The organism is Rhodococcus sp. 14-2496-1d (assembly GCF_002259365.1).
In the GTDB taxonomy this organism is placed as follows: Bacteria; Actinomycetota; Actinomycetes; order Mycobacteriales; family Mycobacteriaceae; genus Rhodococcoides.
The window spans coordinates 63,309-78,593 of record NZ_NPFV01000010.1 but is presented as its reverse complement, the minus strand read 5'-3'; the positions used below and the strand labels follow the sequence as shown (position 1 = coordinate 78,593).

17 protein-coding genes are annotated in these 15,285 nt (G+C 64.5%); 11 read left to right on the top strand and 6 right to left on the bottom strand.

Features of this window, described 5'->3' with window-relative positions; genetic code table 11:
* Nucleotides 1-36 precede the first annotated feature (36 nt).
* Nucleotides 37-1,239 (bottom strand): oxidoreductase, encoded by a 1,203-nt coding sequence (locus tag CH296_RS07230; RefSeq protein ID WP_094684380.1) that lies wholly within the window; start codon nucleotides 1,237-1,239, stop codon nucleotides 37-39.
* 140 nt (nucleotides 1,240-1,379) lie between these two features.
* Between CH296_RS07230 and CH296_RS07225 the strand changes: the two genes are divergently transcribed.
* A complete protein-coding gene (locus CH296_RS07225) occupies nucleotides 1,380-1,811 on the top strand; it encodes an SRPBCC family protein (protein ID WP_032396598.1) in 432 nt (143 codons plus the stop codon).
* A 165-nt stretch (nucleotides 1,812-1,976) separates the two neighbouring features.
* Here CH296_RS07225 and CH296_RS07220 read toward each other — a convergent pair whose 3' ends face one another.
* Together CH296_RS07220 and CH296_RS07215 are read right to left on the bottom strand one after the other, a co-directional pair.
* Nucleotides 1,977-4,331 (bottom strand): pyruvate dehydrogenase, encoded by a 2,355-nt coding sequence (locus CH296_RS07220; RefSeq protein ID WP_032396597.1) that lies wholly within the window; start codon nucleotides 4,329-4,331, stop codon nucleotides 1,977-1,979.
* A 271-nt stretch (nucleotides 4,332-4,602) separates the two neighbouring features.
* Complete coding sequence (locus tag CH296_RS07215) at nucleotides 4,603-5,211, bottom strand: TetR/AcrR family transcriptional regulator (protein WP_032396596.1); 609 nt, start codon at nucleotides 5,209-5,211, stop codon at nucleotides 4,603-4,605.
* Nucleotides 5,212-5,329: 118 nt separating this feature from the next.
* On the opposite strand from CH296_RS07215, the gene CH296_RS07210 reads away from it, so the two are divergent.
* Genes CH296_RS07210 through CH296_RS07200 form a run of 3 tightly spaced genes read left to right on the top strand, consistent with a single transcriptional unit; the run spans nucleotide 5,330 to nucleotide 8,719 of the window.
* Entirely contained in the window at nucleotides 5,330-5,965 is a 636-nt protein-coding gene (locus CH296_RS07210) for a VOC family protein (protein WP_032397229.1), read from the top strand.
* A 40-nt stretch (nucleotides 5,966-6,005) separates the two neighbouring features.
* Nucleotides 6,006-6,932 carry a fumarylacetoacetate hydrolase family protein gene (locus CH296_RS07205; protein ID WP_094646018.1) on the top strand — a complete coding sequence of 309 codons (927 nt, stop codon included), beginning with the start codon at nucleotides 6,006-6,008 and terminating at the stop codon, nucleotides 6,930-6,932.
* Nucleotides 6,929-8,719 (top strand): FAD-dependent monooxygenase, encoded by a 1,791-nt coding sequence (locus tag CH296_RS07200; RefSeq protein WP_094684379.1) that lies wholly within the window; start codon nucleotides 6,929-6,931, stop codon nucleotides 8,717-8,719. Before CH296_RS07205 ends, CH296_RS07200 begins: the two co-directional genes overlap by 4 nt.
* Nucleotides 8,720-8,789: 70 nt before the next feature.
* On the opposite strand, the gene CH296_RS07195 is transcribed toward CH296_RS07200, so the two are convergent.
* Nucleotides 8,790-9,704, bottom strand: coding sequence for an alpha/beta fold hydrolase (locus tag CH296_RS07195; RefSeq protein WP_094630497.1), 915 nt, complete (start codon nucleotides 9,702-9,704; stop codon nucleotides 8,790-8,792).
* A 158-nt stretch (nucleotides 9,705-9,862) separates the two neighbouring features.
* Between CH296_RS07195 and CH296_RS07190 the strand changes: the two genes are divergently transcribed.
* Complete coding sequence (locus CH296_RS07190) at nucleotides 9,863-10,624, top strand: lysophospholipid acyltransferase family protein (RefSeq protein ID WP_094646015.1); 762 nt, start codon at nucleotides 9,863-9,865, stop codon at nucleotides 10,622-10,624.
* Between the two features lie 4 nt (nucleotides 10,625-10,628).
* On the opposite strand, the gene CH296_RS28855 is transcribed toward CH296_RS07190, so the two are convergent.
* On the bottom strand, nucleotides 10,629-10,787 hold the full coding sequence (locus CH296_RS28855; protein ID WP_176459098.1) for a hypothetical protein: 159 nt from the start codon (nucleotides 10,785-10,787) through the stop codon (nucleotides 10,629-10,631).
* Nucleotides 10,788-11,144: 357 nt separating this feature from the next.
* Between CH296_RS28855 and CH296_RS28850 the strand changes: the two genes are divergently transcribed.
* Together CH296_RS28850 and CH296_RS07185 are read left to right on the top strand one after the other, a co-directional pair.
* Nucleotides 11,145-11,288, top strand: coding sequence for a hypothetical protein (locus tag CH296_RS28850; protein ID WP_176459099.1), 144 nt, complete (start codon nucleotides 11,145-11,147; stop codon nucleotides 11,286-11,288).
* Between the two features lie 4 nt (nucleotides 11,289-11,292).
* Complete coding sequence (locus CH296_RS07185) at nucleotides 11,293-11,505, top strand: hypothetical protein (protein WP_032405338.1); 213 nt, start codon at nucleotides 11,293-11,295, stop codon at nucleotides 11,503-11,505.
* 10 nt (nucleotides 11,506-11,515) lie between these two features.
* On the opposite strand, the gene CH296_RS07180 is transcribed toward CH296_RS07185, so the two are convergent.
* Nucleotides 11,516-12,184 carry a TetR/AcrR family transcriptional regulator gene (locus tag CH296_RS07180; protein ID WP_094630495.1) on the bottom strand — a complete coding sequence of 223 codons (669 nt, stop codon included), beginning with the start codon at nucleotides 12,182-12,184 and terminating at the stop codon, nucleotides 11,516-11,518.
* A gap of 158 nt (nucleotides 12,185-12,342) precedes the next feature.
* Between CH296_RS07180 and CH296_RS07175 the strand changes: the two genes are divergently transcribed.
* From CH296_RS07175 to CH296_RS07160, 4 genes are read left to right on the top strand one after another with little or no spacing between them, the layout of a single operon-like run.
* On the top strand, nucleotides 12,343-13,545 hold the full coding sequence (locus tag CH296_RS07175; RefSeq protein WP_094683524.1) for a cytochrome P450: 1,203 nt from the start codon (nucleotides 12,343-12,345) through the stop codon (nucleotides 13,543-13,545).
* A complete protein-coding gene (locus CH296_RS07170) occupies nucleotides 13,542-13,739 on the top strand; it encodes a ferredoxin (RefSeq protein ID WP_094646014.1) in 198 nt (65 codons plus the stop codon). Before CH296_RS07175 ends, CH296_RS07170 begins: the two co-directional genes overlap by 4 nt.
* A complete protein-coding gene (locus tag CH296_RS07165) occupies nucleotides 13,736-14,878 on the top strand; it encodes an NAD(P)/FAD-dependent oxidoreductase (protein WP_094684378.1) in 1,143 nt (380 codons plus the stop codon). The genes CH296_RS07170 and CH296_RS07165 overlap by 4 nt, the downstream gene beginning before the upstream one ends.
* A gap of 11 nt (nucleotides 14,879-14,889) precedes the next feature.
* Nucleotides 14,890-15,270: a hypothetical protein gene (locus tag CH296_RS07160; protein ID WP_094684377.1), complete on the top strand. Its 381-nt coding sequence runs from the start codon at nucleotides 14,890-14,892 to the stop codon at nucleotides 15,268-15,270.
* Nucleotides 15,271-15,285 lie beyond the last annotated feature (15 nt).

Below are 15,285 nucleotides of genomic sequence, written 5' to 3'. Positions count from 1 at the left end.
CTGTCACCGAGGGCTCGGTACGAGCCTAGGACGTCATCAGATGATCGGGGTGATGTGGTCGTGCAGATCGAAACCGAGCAGCGCCTTGCCGTAGGTCTCGATCGACACTCGTGGCAGCATGACGGCATGGCGGGCACCGACATTGGAGTCGCGCCAAATGCGCTGCAGAGCATTGACTTCGGCGAAGGCTCCGGCACCGGTGGCGTCGACGAGCATGTTCAGCGCCTCGTTGATGCTCCGTAGTGCAACGGCTGCGTCGCCGCGAACACGCGCACGGGAGAGCAGGTCCGGGTACTCGGCGGCCTCGGCCCACCGCTTGACGTCCTCTGCTGCGCGGTAGGCGTGCAGGTGCGCGGTGTCGACCTTCAGCGCTGCTTCGGCGAGCAGCATCTGGAATGCCACCGAATCGGCCTGACGGTCGAACACGGTGTAGGCGAGGGCCTTCTCTGCGGCCTTCTTTCGTACCAGTTCCACTGCAGCGCGGCCCATTCCGAGCTGTGGACCGACGAGGACCATGACGAGCATGGGTCCGAAGGCCGAACGAGCGAAGGCGGAGTCGGTACGTTCGGCAACGTTGGCACCGCTGAATGCGGGGATCATCGACAGCATCCGGTGTTCGGGGACGAAGACGTCCTCGGCGACGACGGTGTTGCTCCCGGATGCGCGCATGCCTGCCACGTACCAGGTGTCGTCGATGCGGTAGTCCGTGCGCGGGAGCAGCGCCATTCCCTGGTCGAGCATGTCGCCGTCGTCGTCGTTGACGATGATTCCGCCGGTGAACCACTGCGAGTGCAGGCTGGCCGAGGCGTAGGGCCATGTTCCGTTCAGTCGGTAGCCGCCCTCGACCTTCCGGGCGGTGCCGCCCGGGGTGACGACGCCGGAAATGATGGCGTCGGGGCCGTCGGCGTAGATCTCGGCCTGAGCCGGGTCACTGTAAAGGCCTGCAGCCCAGTTGTTCACGTTGGACAAGGTGGTCACCCAGGAGGCACCGGCGTCACCTTCGGCGATGATCGCGGACACGTCGAGCATGGTGCGCAGGTCGGTTTCGAGTCCGCCGAACTTCGCCGGTGCTGCGACTCGAAATGCGCCAGCGCGGCGGAGGGCGTCGACGGTGTCCTCGGAGAGGCGTCGTGCCTTCTCGTTCTCGGCGGCTCCGGCCTTCAGGTCGGGCACGAGGGCTCGAAGGTTGGCGATCACATCGGTGGCGGTTGCAATGGGCAGCGCTTCGGTCGTCGTCATGGCTCGTCTTCCGGTTCGGCCCCGTGGCTGTGAGGCGTGTGTCACGAAACTAAACGGTACTTGACTTGAGGTCAATATTGACTTCCGATCAATCCTATGGCGTAGTGGTGAAACACCGACCTCGAGCGAAGGAACCTCCGATGCTGAACATCACCATGACGCAGGAACTGCCTGCCTCGCAGAACGACGTGTGGGCAACTCTGTCCGACGTCAGCACCTTCGAGAAGTGGCATGCCCTGCACGAGGAGTGGGTGGAGACGCCCCCGAGGGACCTCGAAGTCGGGTCGACGATGGTCGAGAAGATCAAGATCGCGAGCATCATCGACACGATCGAGTTCCAGGTCGAAAGTCTGCGTGCGCCGGAGGAATTGGTCCTGGTGGGTGCCGGGTCGACCGGATCGAAGATTCGGCTGACGATGAACTGCGCCGCTCGCGGAGGCGGCTCCGCCGTCACCCTCGAGCTGGAGGTGACCAGTCCGTTGTTGTTCGGAGTGGTGGGCAAGGCGCTGCAGGGCACGTTCAGGAAGAAGCTCACCGCCACTCTGAACGGACTCGCGGAGTACCTCGCGTGAAACGCCGATCGCCCCGCACGTGCGAGCGGGGCGATCGAGATGTTCGATGATCAGTCGAGACGATGTGCTGTGTAACCCTTTTCGAGCAAGCCCGACATCGCCGAGGTGGCGAGCGGCACCGTCGACGATGCGGTCATGGCTGCGTTCGCTGTCGGATAAGCCCTGTCACCGACCAGTCACATCGAGAGCTGCGCCCACGATGGAATCGGTGTCGATTCGGTGGTGCTTGTACACCTCGTCGAGTGAGCCCACCTGTCCGAAGTTGCTCACGCCCAACGATGTCGACGCAACCCTGTTGACGGTGGCGAGGAACGCGAGGGTGTGTGGATGCCCGTCGAGCACCGTCACCATCGGGGTCGCTCGGTCGGCGGGCAGCAGTTGATCGAGAATCCAGGATTCGCCGACGTGGTGTCCTTGCCGCGCCTGGAGCGCGCGGTAGAGCTCGCCCGGGCTGGTGATGCACAGAACGTCGGCGATGACACCGATTCGCTCCAAACGCTCTGCGGCGTCCAGGGCTTCGGTCATCAACGCGCCCATGGCGGCGATGGTCACCGTTGCTCCGTCTCGACGCACCAGCGGATAGCCGCCCGCGACGACCTGCCGACGCCTGCGTTCCCGGGCAGCCGGATCGCTGGGGACGTCCGCCTTCGACTGATCGACGGGACGCGTCGACAGACGCAGGTATGCCGAGGAGCCGTCGGGGCGTCCGAGTCGACCGATGCTGGCGAGCAGTGTCCATTCGACGTCGATGGCGAATGCGGGCTCGTAGGTGATGCAGCCGGGCTGCTCCAGTCCGATGGACGGGGTCTTGATCGACTGGTGCGCACCACCTTCCGCGGCCAGGGTGACTCCCGACGGCGTGCCGACCAGAATCGACTGACCACCCGCGTAGATGCCGTAAGACCACGGCTCGAGTGCGCGCTCGACGAAGGGGTCGTACATGACACCGATCGGGAACAGCGGCTCTCCCCACCGGCTCCACGTGGCACCGAGCTCGCCCATCAGGCCGACCAGGTTGGTCTCTGCGATACCGAGTTCCATGTGCTGACCGGACGGCCCTTCGCGCCAGTGCATGATCGTCTCGGCGTCGTCGCCGAACCAGTCGTGTCGATCCGACGACGACCAGACGCCGACCTTGTTGACCCAACCGCCGAGGTTGGTGGTCGAACTGACGTCGGGACTGACCGTGACGACACGACGAGCCGCGTCGGGGGCTTCTCGGGTGAGGTCGATCAGGGTGCGTCCCAGCGCGGCCTGCGTGGTGGCCGTGCCCTTGGGGGTGCGTCCGATGTCGGTGGGGACGGCAGGTGGCGTCGACGCCGGAATCGGTTCGCGGCGTAGCCGTTCGGCGGTGGCAGTGCACAGCCGGCCGGGTCCGCTGTCGGAATCGAAGCGTCCCCAGGGCTGTTCGGGATCGGTGCCGAGGGTACGTGCGAGTTCTGCGTACTCCTCGACGGTCAGCAGCGAGGAGTGGTTCTGCGGATGTCCCTGGGTCGGCAGGCCGAATCCCTTGACCGTGTACGCGATGATCACGGTGGGTCGGGTGTCGTCGATGCGAGAGTAGGCCTCGCGCAACGCATCCAGATCGTGTCCACCCAGGTTGCGAATGGACTCGGTCAGTAGTGTGTCGTCGAGATCGGCGATCAGGTCGGCAATGGCGGTGGCGTCGGGACCCGATCCGGGAAGCCTGGTGCGCACCTCGTCGGCGGTGCAGCGCAGCAGGCGTTGGTATTCCGGATTCGGCATGTCCAGAATGCGCGTGCGCAGTGCGTCGCCGCCCGGCTTGGCGAACAGGTCCTCGAGCAACCGGCCGAACTTGACGGTGATGACCTGCCAGCCGGCGGCGTCGAACATCTTCTCGAGGCGACGGGCGGCGATGTTGGGCACAACTCGGTCCAACGACTGACGATTGAGGTCGACGATCCAGACGATCTCGCCGAGTTCGGCAATGCCCGGATCGATGATCGCCTCCCAGACCGCGCCTTCGTCGAGTTCCGCATCACCGACCAACGAGTACTGCCGTCCGCTGAATCCGGGCGTCTTCGGTGTGGATTCCTCCGGACCGAACCGGTCCTCGACGAAGCGTCGGGACATCGCTCCCCAGATCGGTGCCGTGGCACCGATGCCGACCGATCCGGTGGAGTAGTCGACGGTGTCCGGGTCCTTGGCCCGCGAAGGGTAGGACTGCAGACCGCCGTATGCGCGCAGTGTCGTCAGGTACTTCTGGTCCAGCTCACCCAGCAGGTAGTTGATCGCGTGCAGCACCGGCGAGGCATGAGGCTTGACCGACACGCGGTCGCCTGGCTGCAGCTGCTCGAACCACAGCGAGGTCATGATCGAGACCATCGACGCGCAGGAGGCTTGGTGGCCGCCGACCTTGAGTCCGGTCGGGTTGGGCCGAATTCGATTGGCATGGTGAATCATCGACGTCGACAGCCACAGCACCCGCTGGGCGAGCTCGTGCAGATCGTGGTGATCACCGGTGGGTGAGCGGTGATCGGCGGGACTGATGCTGGTCATGGCAGGTGCTCCTGAATCGACGTCGAATGTGCCGGGGGCACGAAGAAGGTAGAGCGGACGAGGGAGAACCGAGTGCGGTTCTGCGGTCCGGGCGGGCGTTCGGGTTTCGAATCGCCGAGAGGATGCAACTGAGCTGCGATGGGAGACAGTGCACCAGCAGCCTGCGTTGTTGCGCAAGTGCTGAGCCCCGCAGGGTGCATATTGCTCAATATCAGGTGCAGGAGCGTGGGCAAATATGGTCGTTCTGACCTCTTCCGAGACGCCGGTGGGTCTACTTCGATGCGTCGACGACCGCTTCGAAGGCGTCGACCACCAGCGCCACGATCGCATCGAGTTCGAGCCCTGGAGTGTCGAAGTAGGCGTCTGCTGTGCGGTCGAGAAAGCCGGTCCATCCGGAGATCGCGGCCGCCTGGAGTGGGGACAGTGGATCGGGCAGCTCGGCCAGGGCTGCGACCTGACGTGCGCCCTCGGCCCGTGCCTCTCGGACGGCATGTTCGACGACGGAATCGCCCAATTCACCTTCCCGGACCACTCGGACGTAGAGGGCACGGTGGCGCTCGAGAAATTCGATGTGGCGTCGCACGAAACCTTCCATGCGTGCGCGCACGGATGTCTCGTCGGCGGCGGGCTCCTGAAATTCGGCCAGCTTCGACAGCACGTCGGCGAGGGCGGCCGCGACCAGGCCTTGTTTGTCGGTGAAGTAGTAGAACAGCAGTCCGTGTGCGACGCCCGCTCGACGGGAGATCGCGGCCGCGCTGATGTCGGCGCTGTTGCCCTCGGCCAGCAGCTCGATGGCGGCGTCGATCAAGGCCTGCCGACGGTCCAGTCGGGGGCGGGCACGGCGAGACCGCTCGGCACCGGTGGGCGAGTTGTTCGACACCGATCCGACATTAGCCCACGCGGCGCGATCTCTCCTGACGGTCGATCAATTTCTTGACTGGCAGTCAAGGTGGTCGTAGCGTAGGTCACAACAGGTGACCCGAGGAAAGGCTCGTTCGATGAGTGCGACGCAGGATGCAGGGAGTCGGAAAGCGCCGAGGGTTGCGCCCGATCTCATCGCCCACTGGGTGGTCAAGTCGGCTCGCACCGAGGAGATGGTGCGCTGGTACGGAGCGGTGTTCGGTGCCGAGATCGTCTACCAGGACGAGGGAATCACGTTCTTGACCTGGGACGACGAGTCGCATCGACTGGCGATCATCGCCGTTCCGAAGCCCGTCAGGTTCCTTTTCCCGTTCTCCAAGTTCAAGCGCAAGGCATACGGGATCGATCACATCGCGTTGACGTTCGTTTCGCTCGAGCGGTTGTTGGAGAACTACGTGCGGCTCAAGCGGTTGGGCATCCTCCCCGTCTGGTCGATCAATCACGGACCGACGATCTCGCTCTACTACGAGGATCCCGACGGGGTGCGCCTCGAGTTCCAGGTCGAGAACTTCGACGCCGAGAACACCGCGGCGTTCTTCTTCACCGAGGAGTTCGCCCAGAACCCGATCGGCGTCAACATCGACCCCGATTACCTGCTCAGCCAGCTGCGCAACGGCGTGCCGCACGAGGAGCTTCGCCGACGCGAGGCCGGAACTCGGCCGGGCCATCCGGTGGTCGCGAACAAGAAGACCATCACACCGAAAACATTGTGACCGCGCCGATTTCGATCGAACCAGGGGGATAGAGACTCACATGTCAGTCAACGTAGTCCGGACCATCGACGGTTGGTGGCGCCTCGACGGCGACCGTGCAATTCGTATCGAGACGACGGCCGAGACCACCCGCGAACTTCTTGCCGACCGCGAGGCCATCACCGGCGCGTCGGGTGCGGGGTCGAGTGTCGACGAGCTGGAGCTCGTATCTCCGGTCACCACACCGTGCCGGGTGGTGGCGCAGCTGCTCAACTATCGGTCGCACGCGATCGATGCGGGTTCCGATCCGAACACGTTGCAGCCGACGTTCTTTCGTAAGTCCTCGGCGTCGATCAGTGGTCCGTTCGATCCCATCCGCCAGCCACCCGAGGTGGCGCTGTTGGACTACGAGATCGAACTGGGGATCGTCGTCGGTGCCGAGATTCCCATCGGTACGACGGTCACCGACGAGAACCTCTCGGATTACGTAGCCGGGGTGATCGTAGCGAACGATGTGTCCGCGCGGGAGATCCAGTTGACGAAAGTTCAGGTGTACGAGAGCAAGTCGTATCCCACGTTCACCCCGTTGGGGCCTCGGTTGGTGCTGTTGGACAACGACGAGCTCCGCCGCATCCCCGAGCTGCACATGACGCTGGCGGTCAACGGCGAGACGCGCCAGGACCAGACGATCGGCAACGACCTGATCACTCCGCCGGCCGAGGCGCTCACCAGGCTGGCCCGCTTCCAGAACATGACTGCCGGCGACGTACTCCTCACCGGAACACCGATCGGCACCGCCATTTCCGCGCCGCCCAAGATCGTGCAGAAGATCGGTGAGTTGATTCCGCCGGCGCTGAAGTGGAAGTTCTTCTTCGCCCGGCAGGCGAAGAATCCCGATTACCTCTCGGTCGACGATGTGATCACTGCCGGTATCAGGACCGCCGACGGAGCCATCGATCTGGGGATGCAGGAGACGGTGGTCCGATGACCGTGCCGATCGCCGTGGTCGGAGCCGGACCGGCCGGTTGTACCGCCGCGTTGCTGTTGGCACGCAGAGGGATTCGCAGTGTCGTGCTCGAGCGCCGCAACGCGCCGCTGTTTCATCCCGCCGCGCACGTGATCAACGCCCGCACTCTCGAGATCTGGAACGAATACAGCTCCGAGTTGGCGCGCTCGATCGCTGCGATGTCGCCGCCGCACGAGACCGTCAATCTCATCAGCTGGTTCGGGAATCTCGCGGACGAGGCCATCGGTTCGATCGACCTGCTCTCTGACCCCGAGCGCAAGGCAATCGTCGAGAGTCAGAGTCCGTTCCTGGTCTCGCACATAGGTCAGCATCTGTTGATGCCGGCACTGTGGGATGCGCTCGACGCCGAACCGCTGATCGAGTTTCGCCGCGGATGCGCTGTCGAGTCCGTCGACACCGACTCGTCCGGTGCACGTGTGCGTGGGCGTTGCGCAAGCGGAGTGGCCGAGATCGAGGCCGAGTACGTGCTGGCATGCGATGGTGCGAACAGCGCGACGCGAGACGGTACCGGGGTCGGACTGACCGGACCTGTCCTGGCGAACATGGGCAGTGCCTTCTTCACCTCGACGACACTCTTCCCCGATGATGCTCGGCCGCTGCTCAGTTGGATCTACACGCCGGACCTGTGCGGAGTGATGATCGCGCATGCCGACCATCGATACATTCTGATGACGGCGTACCTGCACCCCGACCAGGAGATCGCCAAGGACAGTCGAGCGTACTGGTCACGCACGCTGCCGAAGGTGTTGGGAGAACACGACTTCGATCTGGAGTCGACCGGGACCTGGGTGATGACATCGCAGACCGCCGATGCGTTCCGTCGTGGCCGTCTGCTCCTGCTCGGCGATGCGGCGCACCGGTTTCCGCACACCGGTGGTTTCGGGCTGAACTCGGGTGTTCAGGATGCCCACAATCTGGCCTGGAAGCTCGACGCCGTTCTGTCCGGCACCGCGTCCCCGTCTCTGTTGGACACCTACGAGACCGAGCGTCGTCCGGTGGTGGAGAAGTTCGCCGAGCAGAGTGTGGCGAACCACTTCCGGATGGACGACATCGGGAAGAGGGTGGGCATCACCAACAAGATGTTGGCGAAAGCGACTCAGGTGGTGGGTCGGCCGCCGCTGAACAAGGTTCCGGGAAAGCTGATCGCGCCACTGGCTGCCGCTGCCACCCGGAAGCAGATGGCGCGATCGCACAAAGTCGATCCCGACGCACCCGGGTCCGCCCAGCTTCGTCGCGAGATCGCCGACGCCATCCCGCTTCAGGTCGAGCATTTCGTGTCGATCGGCTTGCAGTTCGGTTACCTCTACGCCAGTCCGTTGATCGCACGGGACCCGTCGGCAAAGCCAGCCGAAGACGTGGTGGATTACCTGCCCACGACCTACCCGGGGGCAAGACTCCCCCACGCGATGGTCTCGGTGGGTGGTGCGCAGGTGGCGGTGCACGAGACACTCGACCCGAACACGCTGTCGCTGTTCACTTTCGATGGCGACAGGTGGGCAGGCGTGGTGTCCGAGCTCGACAAGGTCGGACCCGGCGTCACCTTGATCTCTGCGGAACTACCGGCAGGTGCCGCTCGGGACGAGCTGATCGGACTGTACGAGGTGGGTGAGACCGGAGCGGTGCTCGTGCGGCCCGACGGCCACAGTGCCTGGCGCTCATCGGCATCGGGTGAGGACGCCAGGCGGGAGCTGAGCGAGTTCGTGAGCCGACAATGGGGGCACTACTTCGCGGTGTCCGCCGGCGTGTAGCCCTCGCGCGACACGAACCGATGGTGCGCTACATTCGGCAGTGCACCATCGGTCGTGCTCGACGAAGCGGTCAGCGCTGCTGTGCCGGAATGTCCAGGAAGGCAGTCAGTTCGGCCAGGAACTCGGTCGGTTTCTCGATGTGCGGCCAATGTCCGGTGCCCTCGATCTCGACTGCGGTGGCGGTCGGAACGGCGTCGAGGAACCGCTGAACGTCGGTGGGTGGCGACAGGGGATCACCCGGTCCACGAATTATCCGCGTCGGGCAGGTGATGCGGTCCAGACCGGCACTCGGGTCGGCGGATGCGGTGGACAGCAGCGCCGGGAACGATCCGGGTGCGCCCAGTGTGGACATCACCTGGTCCATGAGCTCGGGGTCGAGTCGGTCGGTCCGGTTCACGAACGGTCCGAGGGCGGCCTTGAGGAGCAGGGGTGATCGTGCGGCCCTGTGCGCCAACCAGTTCGGCATGGGGAGGCCGATCGTGACCAACTCTGCCAACAGGGTCGCCACCGCGCGTGGTTGATCACGGATGGTGCTGATCGGACGTCGTGTGAGGCCGGTGAGCGAGAGGATCGGTCCGCCGGTGACGACGAGCCGCTCGACCAGCCCGGGGTGATCCGCCGCCAGCCGCGTCGCCACGATCGAACCCATGGAGTGTCCGACGAACGTTGCGCGCGTGATACCGAGGCTCGCGCACGCTGCGGCGACAGAGTCGGCGAGTGCGGCGAAGCTGCTGTGCCCTCGTGAGAATTGCGAGCCACCGAAGCCTGGGAGGTCGATGCCGATGGCTCGACGCGACCGCGCGACCTCGGGCAGGATCTCGATGAACCAGCGCCAGCTAGCCGAAATGCCGTGCAGAAAGATCACCACCTCGTCTGCGGTCGGATTCAGGTCGACGAGGTGGATACGCGATCCGTCCACGTCTAAGTCACGAGTGTGGTTGTTCCACTTCATGTCTTGCCATCGTTGGATTTCGGAATCGGTCACTTCGCTACTTTCTAGTCGAGGGTGTCGTCGGATGCAGTACTCGATCCAGGCTCCGGTGCGTCGCGTCGTGAGCTCGCGGGCCACTTCGTCGCCGCCGGCTGGTCCGAACTCCGATGGATCCAACCCGGAAATGCGTGGGCGCCCGCTAGAGTGCGCGCATGCACAAAGTACCTCGCGCGATTCGGGCCATGGGGATCAATGCGGTCCGTCTCTACAACCGCCTCGAAGTGTCCGTCGCGCAACCGGTTCCCGATGAGCCGGTGTTGTTCGTGTGTAATCACGGGTTCGGGGGCGTGATCGATCTGAACGTGTTCGCGTTCGCGGCAGCGTACGACGATCTGGGCCTGTCCAGGGAAGTGATCGCGTTGACGCACCAGATCGCGTGGACACTGCGTGCAGGAAAGTTGCTCGAGCCCTTCGGCGCGCGGCCGGCCGCTCGAGAGAACGCTCTCGACGCATTCGAAGAGGGGCACAATGTCCTGGTCTTCCCGGGCGGTGACCTCGATGCGCTGAAGTCGTGGCGGCACCGAAACGAAATCGTCTTCGCCGGACGCAGTGGTTACGCGCGTCTCGCAATGGAAGCCGGGGTGCCGATAGTTCCGGTCGTGACCGCGGGCGCGGGTGAGTCACTCCTCGTCCTCAGCAGTGGACGTCGTATCGCCAAGGCGCTCCGATTGGACAAGACGGCATTTCGGGTCAAGACGCTGCCGCTGTCGGTATCCATTCCCTGGGGCGTGAATGTGGGGGTGGTCGGGTTGCTTCCGTATCTACCTCTACCGACGAAGCTTCAGACGTCGGTTCTGGCGCCGATGCGTCCCGAGCCCGACGAGTCCGCAGAGGATTTCGCGCACCGCGTGCACTCGGCGATGCAGGCAGAACTCGACGAATTGACGAAGGACCGCAAGCCGGTGATCGGCTGAGCTGTCAGCCGGGCCCTTCCCATCCGCAGGCGTCACAGGAGGCATAGATGCGGCTGTTGGTCGGTCCGACCGCCTGCGAATCGATGACGTTCTCTCCCAACGTGATCTGCTCACAGATCGGGCAGATGCCGCGGTAATCGAGGTTGAAGCTGTAGGTGAGCACTGGGTCTCGATCCTGTACGTCGAATGCCGCTGCCGCACGTGCGCCGGGCCAACAGCATGTGTCCTCGGTAGGAAGGTTTGCCGAGGTTCGAGTCGCCGCTACCGTCCGCTGTGTACGGAGGGTCGGCCATCGACTGCCGCTTCTTCGCGATCGACCTAGTCGACGTGTGACCGACAGTAGACTCCGAGCCCCTCGCTCGTCGATAGCAACGAAGTTCCGGTCGACGATGTTCGGCGCAGCGTGGACCGAGTGGGAGGAAAGGCCGTAGGGTCGGTGTCACGCCGCTCGTTCAGCGCACACAATGGTTCAGCGAAACCGAACCGACCTGCGCATCGTAGGTCGAGAAGGTCGAGTCTCATGACCGACACACCTATCCACGACGAACTGCAGAACTTCATGAAGATGAGCACGCGAGGTAGTGATCGTAAGGTCGAACGCGGAGCCGCACCGGTGCCTGTCGAGATGCCTGCACACGTCCCCGCGCGACACCATCGGGCCTGACGTCGTGGCCACCGCACGAGAGAAGCAGGACGAGGCCCTTGCCGACTATCGGCGAGCAAAGGATCGGGAGCACGTACTGGCCGATCTACGTGGACAGTCCGACACCGATGTCCCGTTGTCGGTCGACCTCGACGATGCCGAGTTGCGCAGTGCGATCGACGCGGACATATCGGCGCAAGAGGCGCTGAGCGTCGCGCTCAGGGCCGTGGACGACTGACTCTGGTCGGCTATGTGATCGGCTGGCCCGAGGGGTCGATCGCTGCGTGAACTCCGCCGCTGTACGACGTCGGAAGTTCTCGGCTGCAGAGGATTTCGGCTTCGTCTGCAGAGATTCCGAGTGCCCGTAGAACGCGCTGTGTCGTGCCGTCCACGGTTGCCGCTTCGTCGCGCTCGGGTTGGGCGAGCAGCAGTCGGCCCATCGACAGCAGAGAACCGGCCACGATGGCAAGTGCGACATCCGCGTCGTCCACATCGAATCGTCCTTGTGCGGCGGCTGATTCGATATCACGACGCGAACGCGGGGCCAGGCCCCCGGCTGCGGCGAATGCCGCGGCCTCGGAGTTGAGCAGGACACGACTCAGTTCCGGTTCGAGGCGGAAGAGCCGTCCGGACAATCGAAAGGACTGGGTGAACTTTTCGACCGGATCGTCCAGGTCGACGGTGAGCGAGTCGAGATAGTCACCTGCCGATTCGAGGGCGGAGTCGATGGCCGCTTGCCACAGCTCTTCCTTGCTCTCGAAGTAGTTGTAGAACGATCCGTTGCTGACGTCGGCTGCCTGTGTGATCTCGAGGACCGGTGCGTTGGTGTTTCCGCTGGCGAGAAGCCCTTGAGCTGCGCGGACCAGCGCGGCTCTGGTGCGTGCCTTGCGGCGCTCGACGCGGTTGCCTTCGGTCACGGTCTGCTCCTGCTCTGCGGTGTGCGTGAGGGTAGCCTATCGCGTTCGAATCATGACGAATTCGTCAAAAAGCTTGACGGGCGGCTGTGTCATGGGTGACGATATCGTCAATAACCCGTTTGGGCAGCGCGAACTTACTCTTCCTGGCGAAGGACCCCATGACAACGAACGCAACGATCCCGGAGTACCGCACCGACATCTACTCCACCGATGCGATCCTCGATCCGTACCCGCATTACGCGAGGCTCCGGGCGCTCGGCCCAGTGGTGTGGTTACCACGGCAGCAGGCGTTCGCCATCTCACGCTATGCAGAGTGCAAGGCAGTGCTGCTCGACGACGAGACCTTCATTTCGGGCGACGGAGTCGCACTCAATCCGGTTGCCAACAGGCTCGGACGCGGCACGACGCTCAACAGCGACGGTGAGGAGCACGCGACCAAGCGTGCGGTCCTCGCGCACCGCTTGACGCCGAAGGCCGTGCGAAAGATGTCGGCCGCAGTGGAGGAGAAGGCGGAGAGCATCGTCGATGCGGCCCTGAGCAAGACGTTCGTCGACGGTGTCGACGATCTCGCCACGGCGTTGCCGATGTCCGTCGTGCCCGACCTCGTGGGGTGGCCCGAAGACGGTCGCGAGGAGCTTCTCCGCTGGGCTGGAGCAACATTTGACTCGCTCGGGCCCGTCAATCGTCACTCCGTCACGGCCGTGAAGGCCGCCACCGAGATGCTCGCGTTTTCCAAGAAGGTGGTGCGGCAGAGATCGGTGCTCCCCGGGAGCATGGGCGACGACGTGCTGAAAGCCGCCGACGAGAACAGGATCGGCAAGTCCGCATGTCCGGCATTGATGATCGACTACCTCGGCCCATCGCTCGATACGACGATCGGAGCGATCTCCGGCGCACTCGCTCTGTTCGCTCGCCACCCCGAGCAATGGCAGGCCATCCGACAGGACCCGGACCTGATCCCCAACGCCGTCAACGAGGTCGTCCGATACGAGTCACCCATCCGAGCGTTCTCACGTCGGGCCGTGCGCGACGTCGAGATCGATGGATCGCGAATCCCGAAAGGTGCACGCGTGCTGGTCATCTACGCGTCGGCAAACCGGGACGAACGCGAGTGGGACAACCCCGATGCATTCGACGTCACCCGTGACGCCGCTCGGCAACTCGGATTCGGATCCGGAGTGCACGGGTGTGCAGGTCAGGGTCTGGCTCGGCTCGAGGCGCAGACCATGCTTCGGGTACTGGCGCGCAGGGTCGAAAGATTCGTCCCCTCGGGAACACCGAAACGGGCCGTCAACAACGTCATTCACCGATACGAACGCCTGCCGCTGAAATTGGTGGCTGCAGAAGGGACACCGCAATGAGAATCGACGTCGACTGGGATCGATGTGAAGGTCATGGAATCTGTGCCGATCAAGCTCCGAAGGTCTTCAGCCTCGATGACGAGGGCGAGCTTCATTATGCCTTCGACGACAACGACATTCCGGATGACCAGCAGGCTGCCGCACGATCGGCCGTCGGCGTCTGTCCGGTGGCCGCGCTCCGAGAGAGCAAGTGAGCACCACAGAACGTCGGATCGTCATCGTCGGAGACTCCATCGCGGGCTGCACCGCAGCCCGTGAGGTGCGCGCGCGAGGACATGACGGCGCACTCACCGTGATCGGTGCCGACGCCGACGGCTACTACGCCAGGCCGCCGCTGTCGAAGCACGTGCTCAAAGGCGATGGGGCCGAGGCGGAAACGTGGGATCTGTCCGATCTCGACATCACTGCCGTCGTCGATCGCGCCGTATCGGTCGACACCGATCGACGCACCGTGACCACGGCCGACGGCACCGATGTCGCCTACGACGCGCTCATCGTGGCGACCGGGGCGTCGGCCCGTCGTATCGCCGGCCCGGATCAGATGGGCGAGAACGTCTTACGGACGTTCGCCGACGTCCGGGCGCTGCGTCCGAAGCTGGACGAGGCTCGAACCGCGATCGTCGTCGGCGCTGGCTTCCTCGGTCTGGAAGTTGCCACCGCGTGCGCCGCTCGCGGTGTCGAGGTCACCGTCGTCGATGTCGATCCACCGCTGCAGCGGCTCCTCGGGCCGTTTCTGTCCGAGGCGATCGCCCGGCGCGCGAAGGAATGGTCGATCGAGTTCGTCCTGGCCGACGGGCCGGTTGGCCTGACCGGGGATTCGGTGACCGGCATCGAACTCGGTGACGGCACGCGCACAGCCGATCTCGTGGTCACCTGCGCGGGCGATCTTCCCGAGACGGACTGGTTGGAGGGCACCGGGATCGCAGATGCTCGGGGCGTCGCCATCGACGAGCAGTGTGCCACCACCGCTCCCGGCGTGTTCGCCGCCGGGGACGTCACCTACTTCCGTGACGCGTCGGCCCGAGCTCCGTTCTGGTCCAACGCCGTTGCACAGGGCAAAGTGGCTGCGGCATCCGCGCTGGGCGTGGAACCGACCTGCGCCCCCACCGACGACTACTTCTGGACCGAGATCCTCGGGTTGCCGATCAAGGTTGTCGGCCCCCTGCCGCTGCAGGGTGACCCGACCGTACTCGAGGGGGCCGTGGACGAGGGGTCGGCCCTCTTGCAGTGGAATCACGACGACGGTCGGGTCACCATCGTGGCCTTCGGTATCAAGAAGCCTGTCGGTCTGCTCCGGCGGCTGGCACGCGACAGCGCTGTCTCGACGAATTGAGGAATGCATTCATGGCCATCGGCTCCACGCTTGTTCGACGCCTGCCCGAAATCGTCGGGTTGGGCCGCGCCGCCATCGGCGTCGCCCACATGATCGCTCCCACCCGCGCCAACGAACTGCTCGCCGGCCCCGACGCCGCAGTGGCGACCACGCGAGCGGCCGCCCGCACCTTCGGGATTCGCGAGATCTACATCGGTGGCGGGCTGTACGCAGCCACGAAGTACGCACCGAAGTTGGTGCGCCCCCTTCTGCGTGCCGGGGTGGCCGTCGACGTATGGGACACCGGTGCATTCGCCTTGACCGCGTACCTTCCGCGCCGCACCCGAGTGGCCGGCTGCGCCATTGCCGGAGGCTTCGTCGTTGCCGGTGTGTTCGCCGAAACGCAGCTCTGAAAGTCGGAGAGGGTG

Excerpts from the sequence above, each read along its gene's own strand:
- CH296_RS07230 (WP_094684380.1), bottom strand. The coding sequence starts at position 1,239 with ATGACGACGACCGAAGCGCTGCCCATTGCAACCGCCACCGATGTGATC.
- CH296_RS07225 (WP_032396598.1), top strand. The coding sequence starts at position 1,380 with ATGCTGAACATCACCATGACGCAGGAACTGCCTGCCTCGCAGAACGAC.
- CH296_RS07220 (WP_032396597.1), bottom strand. The coding sequence starts at position 4,331 with ATGACCAGCATCAGTCCCGCCGATCACCGCTCACCCACCGGTGATCAC.
- CH296_RS07210 (WP_032397229.1), top strand. The coding sequence starts at position 5,330 with ATGAGTGCGACGCAGGATGCAGGGAGTCGGAAAGCGCCGAGGGTTGCG.
- CH296_RS07205 (WP_094646018.1), top strand. The coding sequence starts at position 6,006 with ATGTCAGTCAACGTAGTCCGGACCATCGACGGTTGGTGGCGCCTCGAC.
- CH296_RS07200 (WP_094684379.1), top strand. The coding sequence starts at position 6,929 with ATGACCGTGCCGATCGCCGTGGTCGGAGCCGGACCGGCCGGTTGTACC.
- CH296_RS07190 (WP_094646015.1), top strand. The coding sequence starts at position 9,863 with ATGCACAAAGTACCTCGCGCGATTCGGGCCATGGGGATCAATGCGGTC.
- CH296_RS28850 (WP_176459099.1), top strand. The coding sequence starts at position 11,145 with ATGACCGACACACCTATCCACGACGAACTGCAGAACTTCATGAAGATG.
- CH296_RS07175 (WP_094683524.1), top strand. The coding sequence starts at position 12,343 with ATGACAACGAACGCAACGATCCCGGAGTACCGCACCGACATCTACTCC.
- CH296_RS07170 (WP_094646014.1), top strand. The coding sequence starts at position 13,542 with ATGAGAATCGACGTCGACTGGGATCGATGTGAAGGTCATGGAATCTGT.
- CH296_RS07160 (WP_094684377.1), top strand. The coding sequence starts at position 14,890 with ATGGCCATCGGCTCCACGCTTGTTCGACGCCTGCCCGAAATCGTCGGG.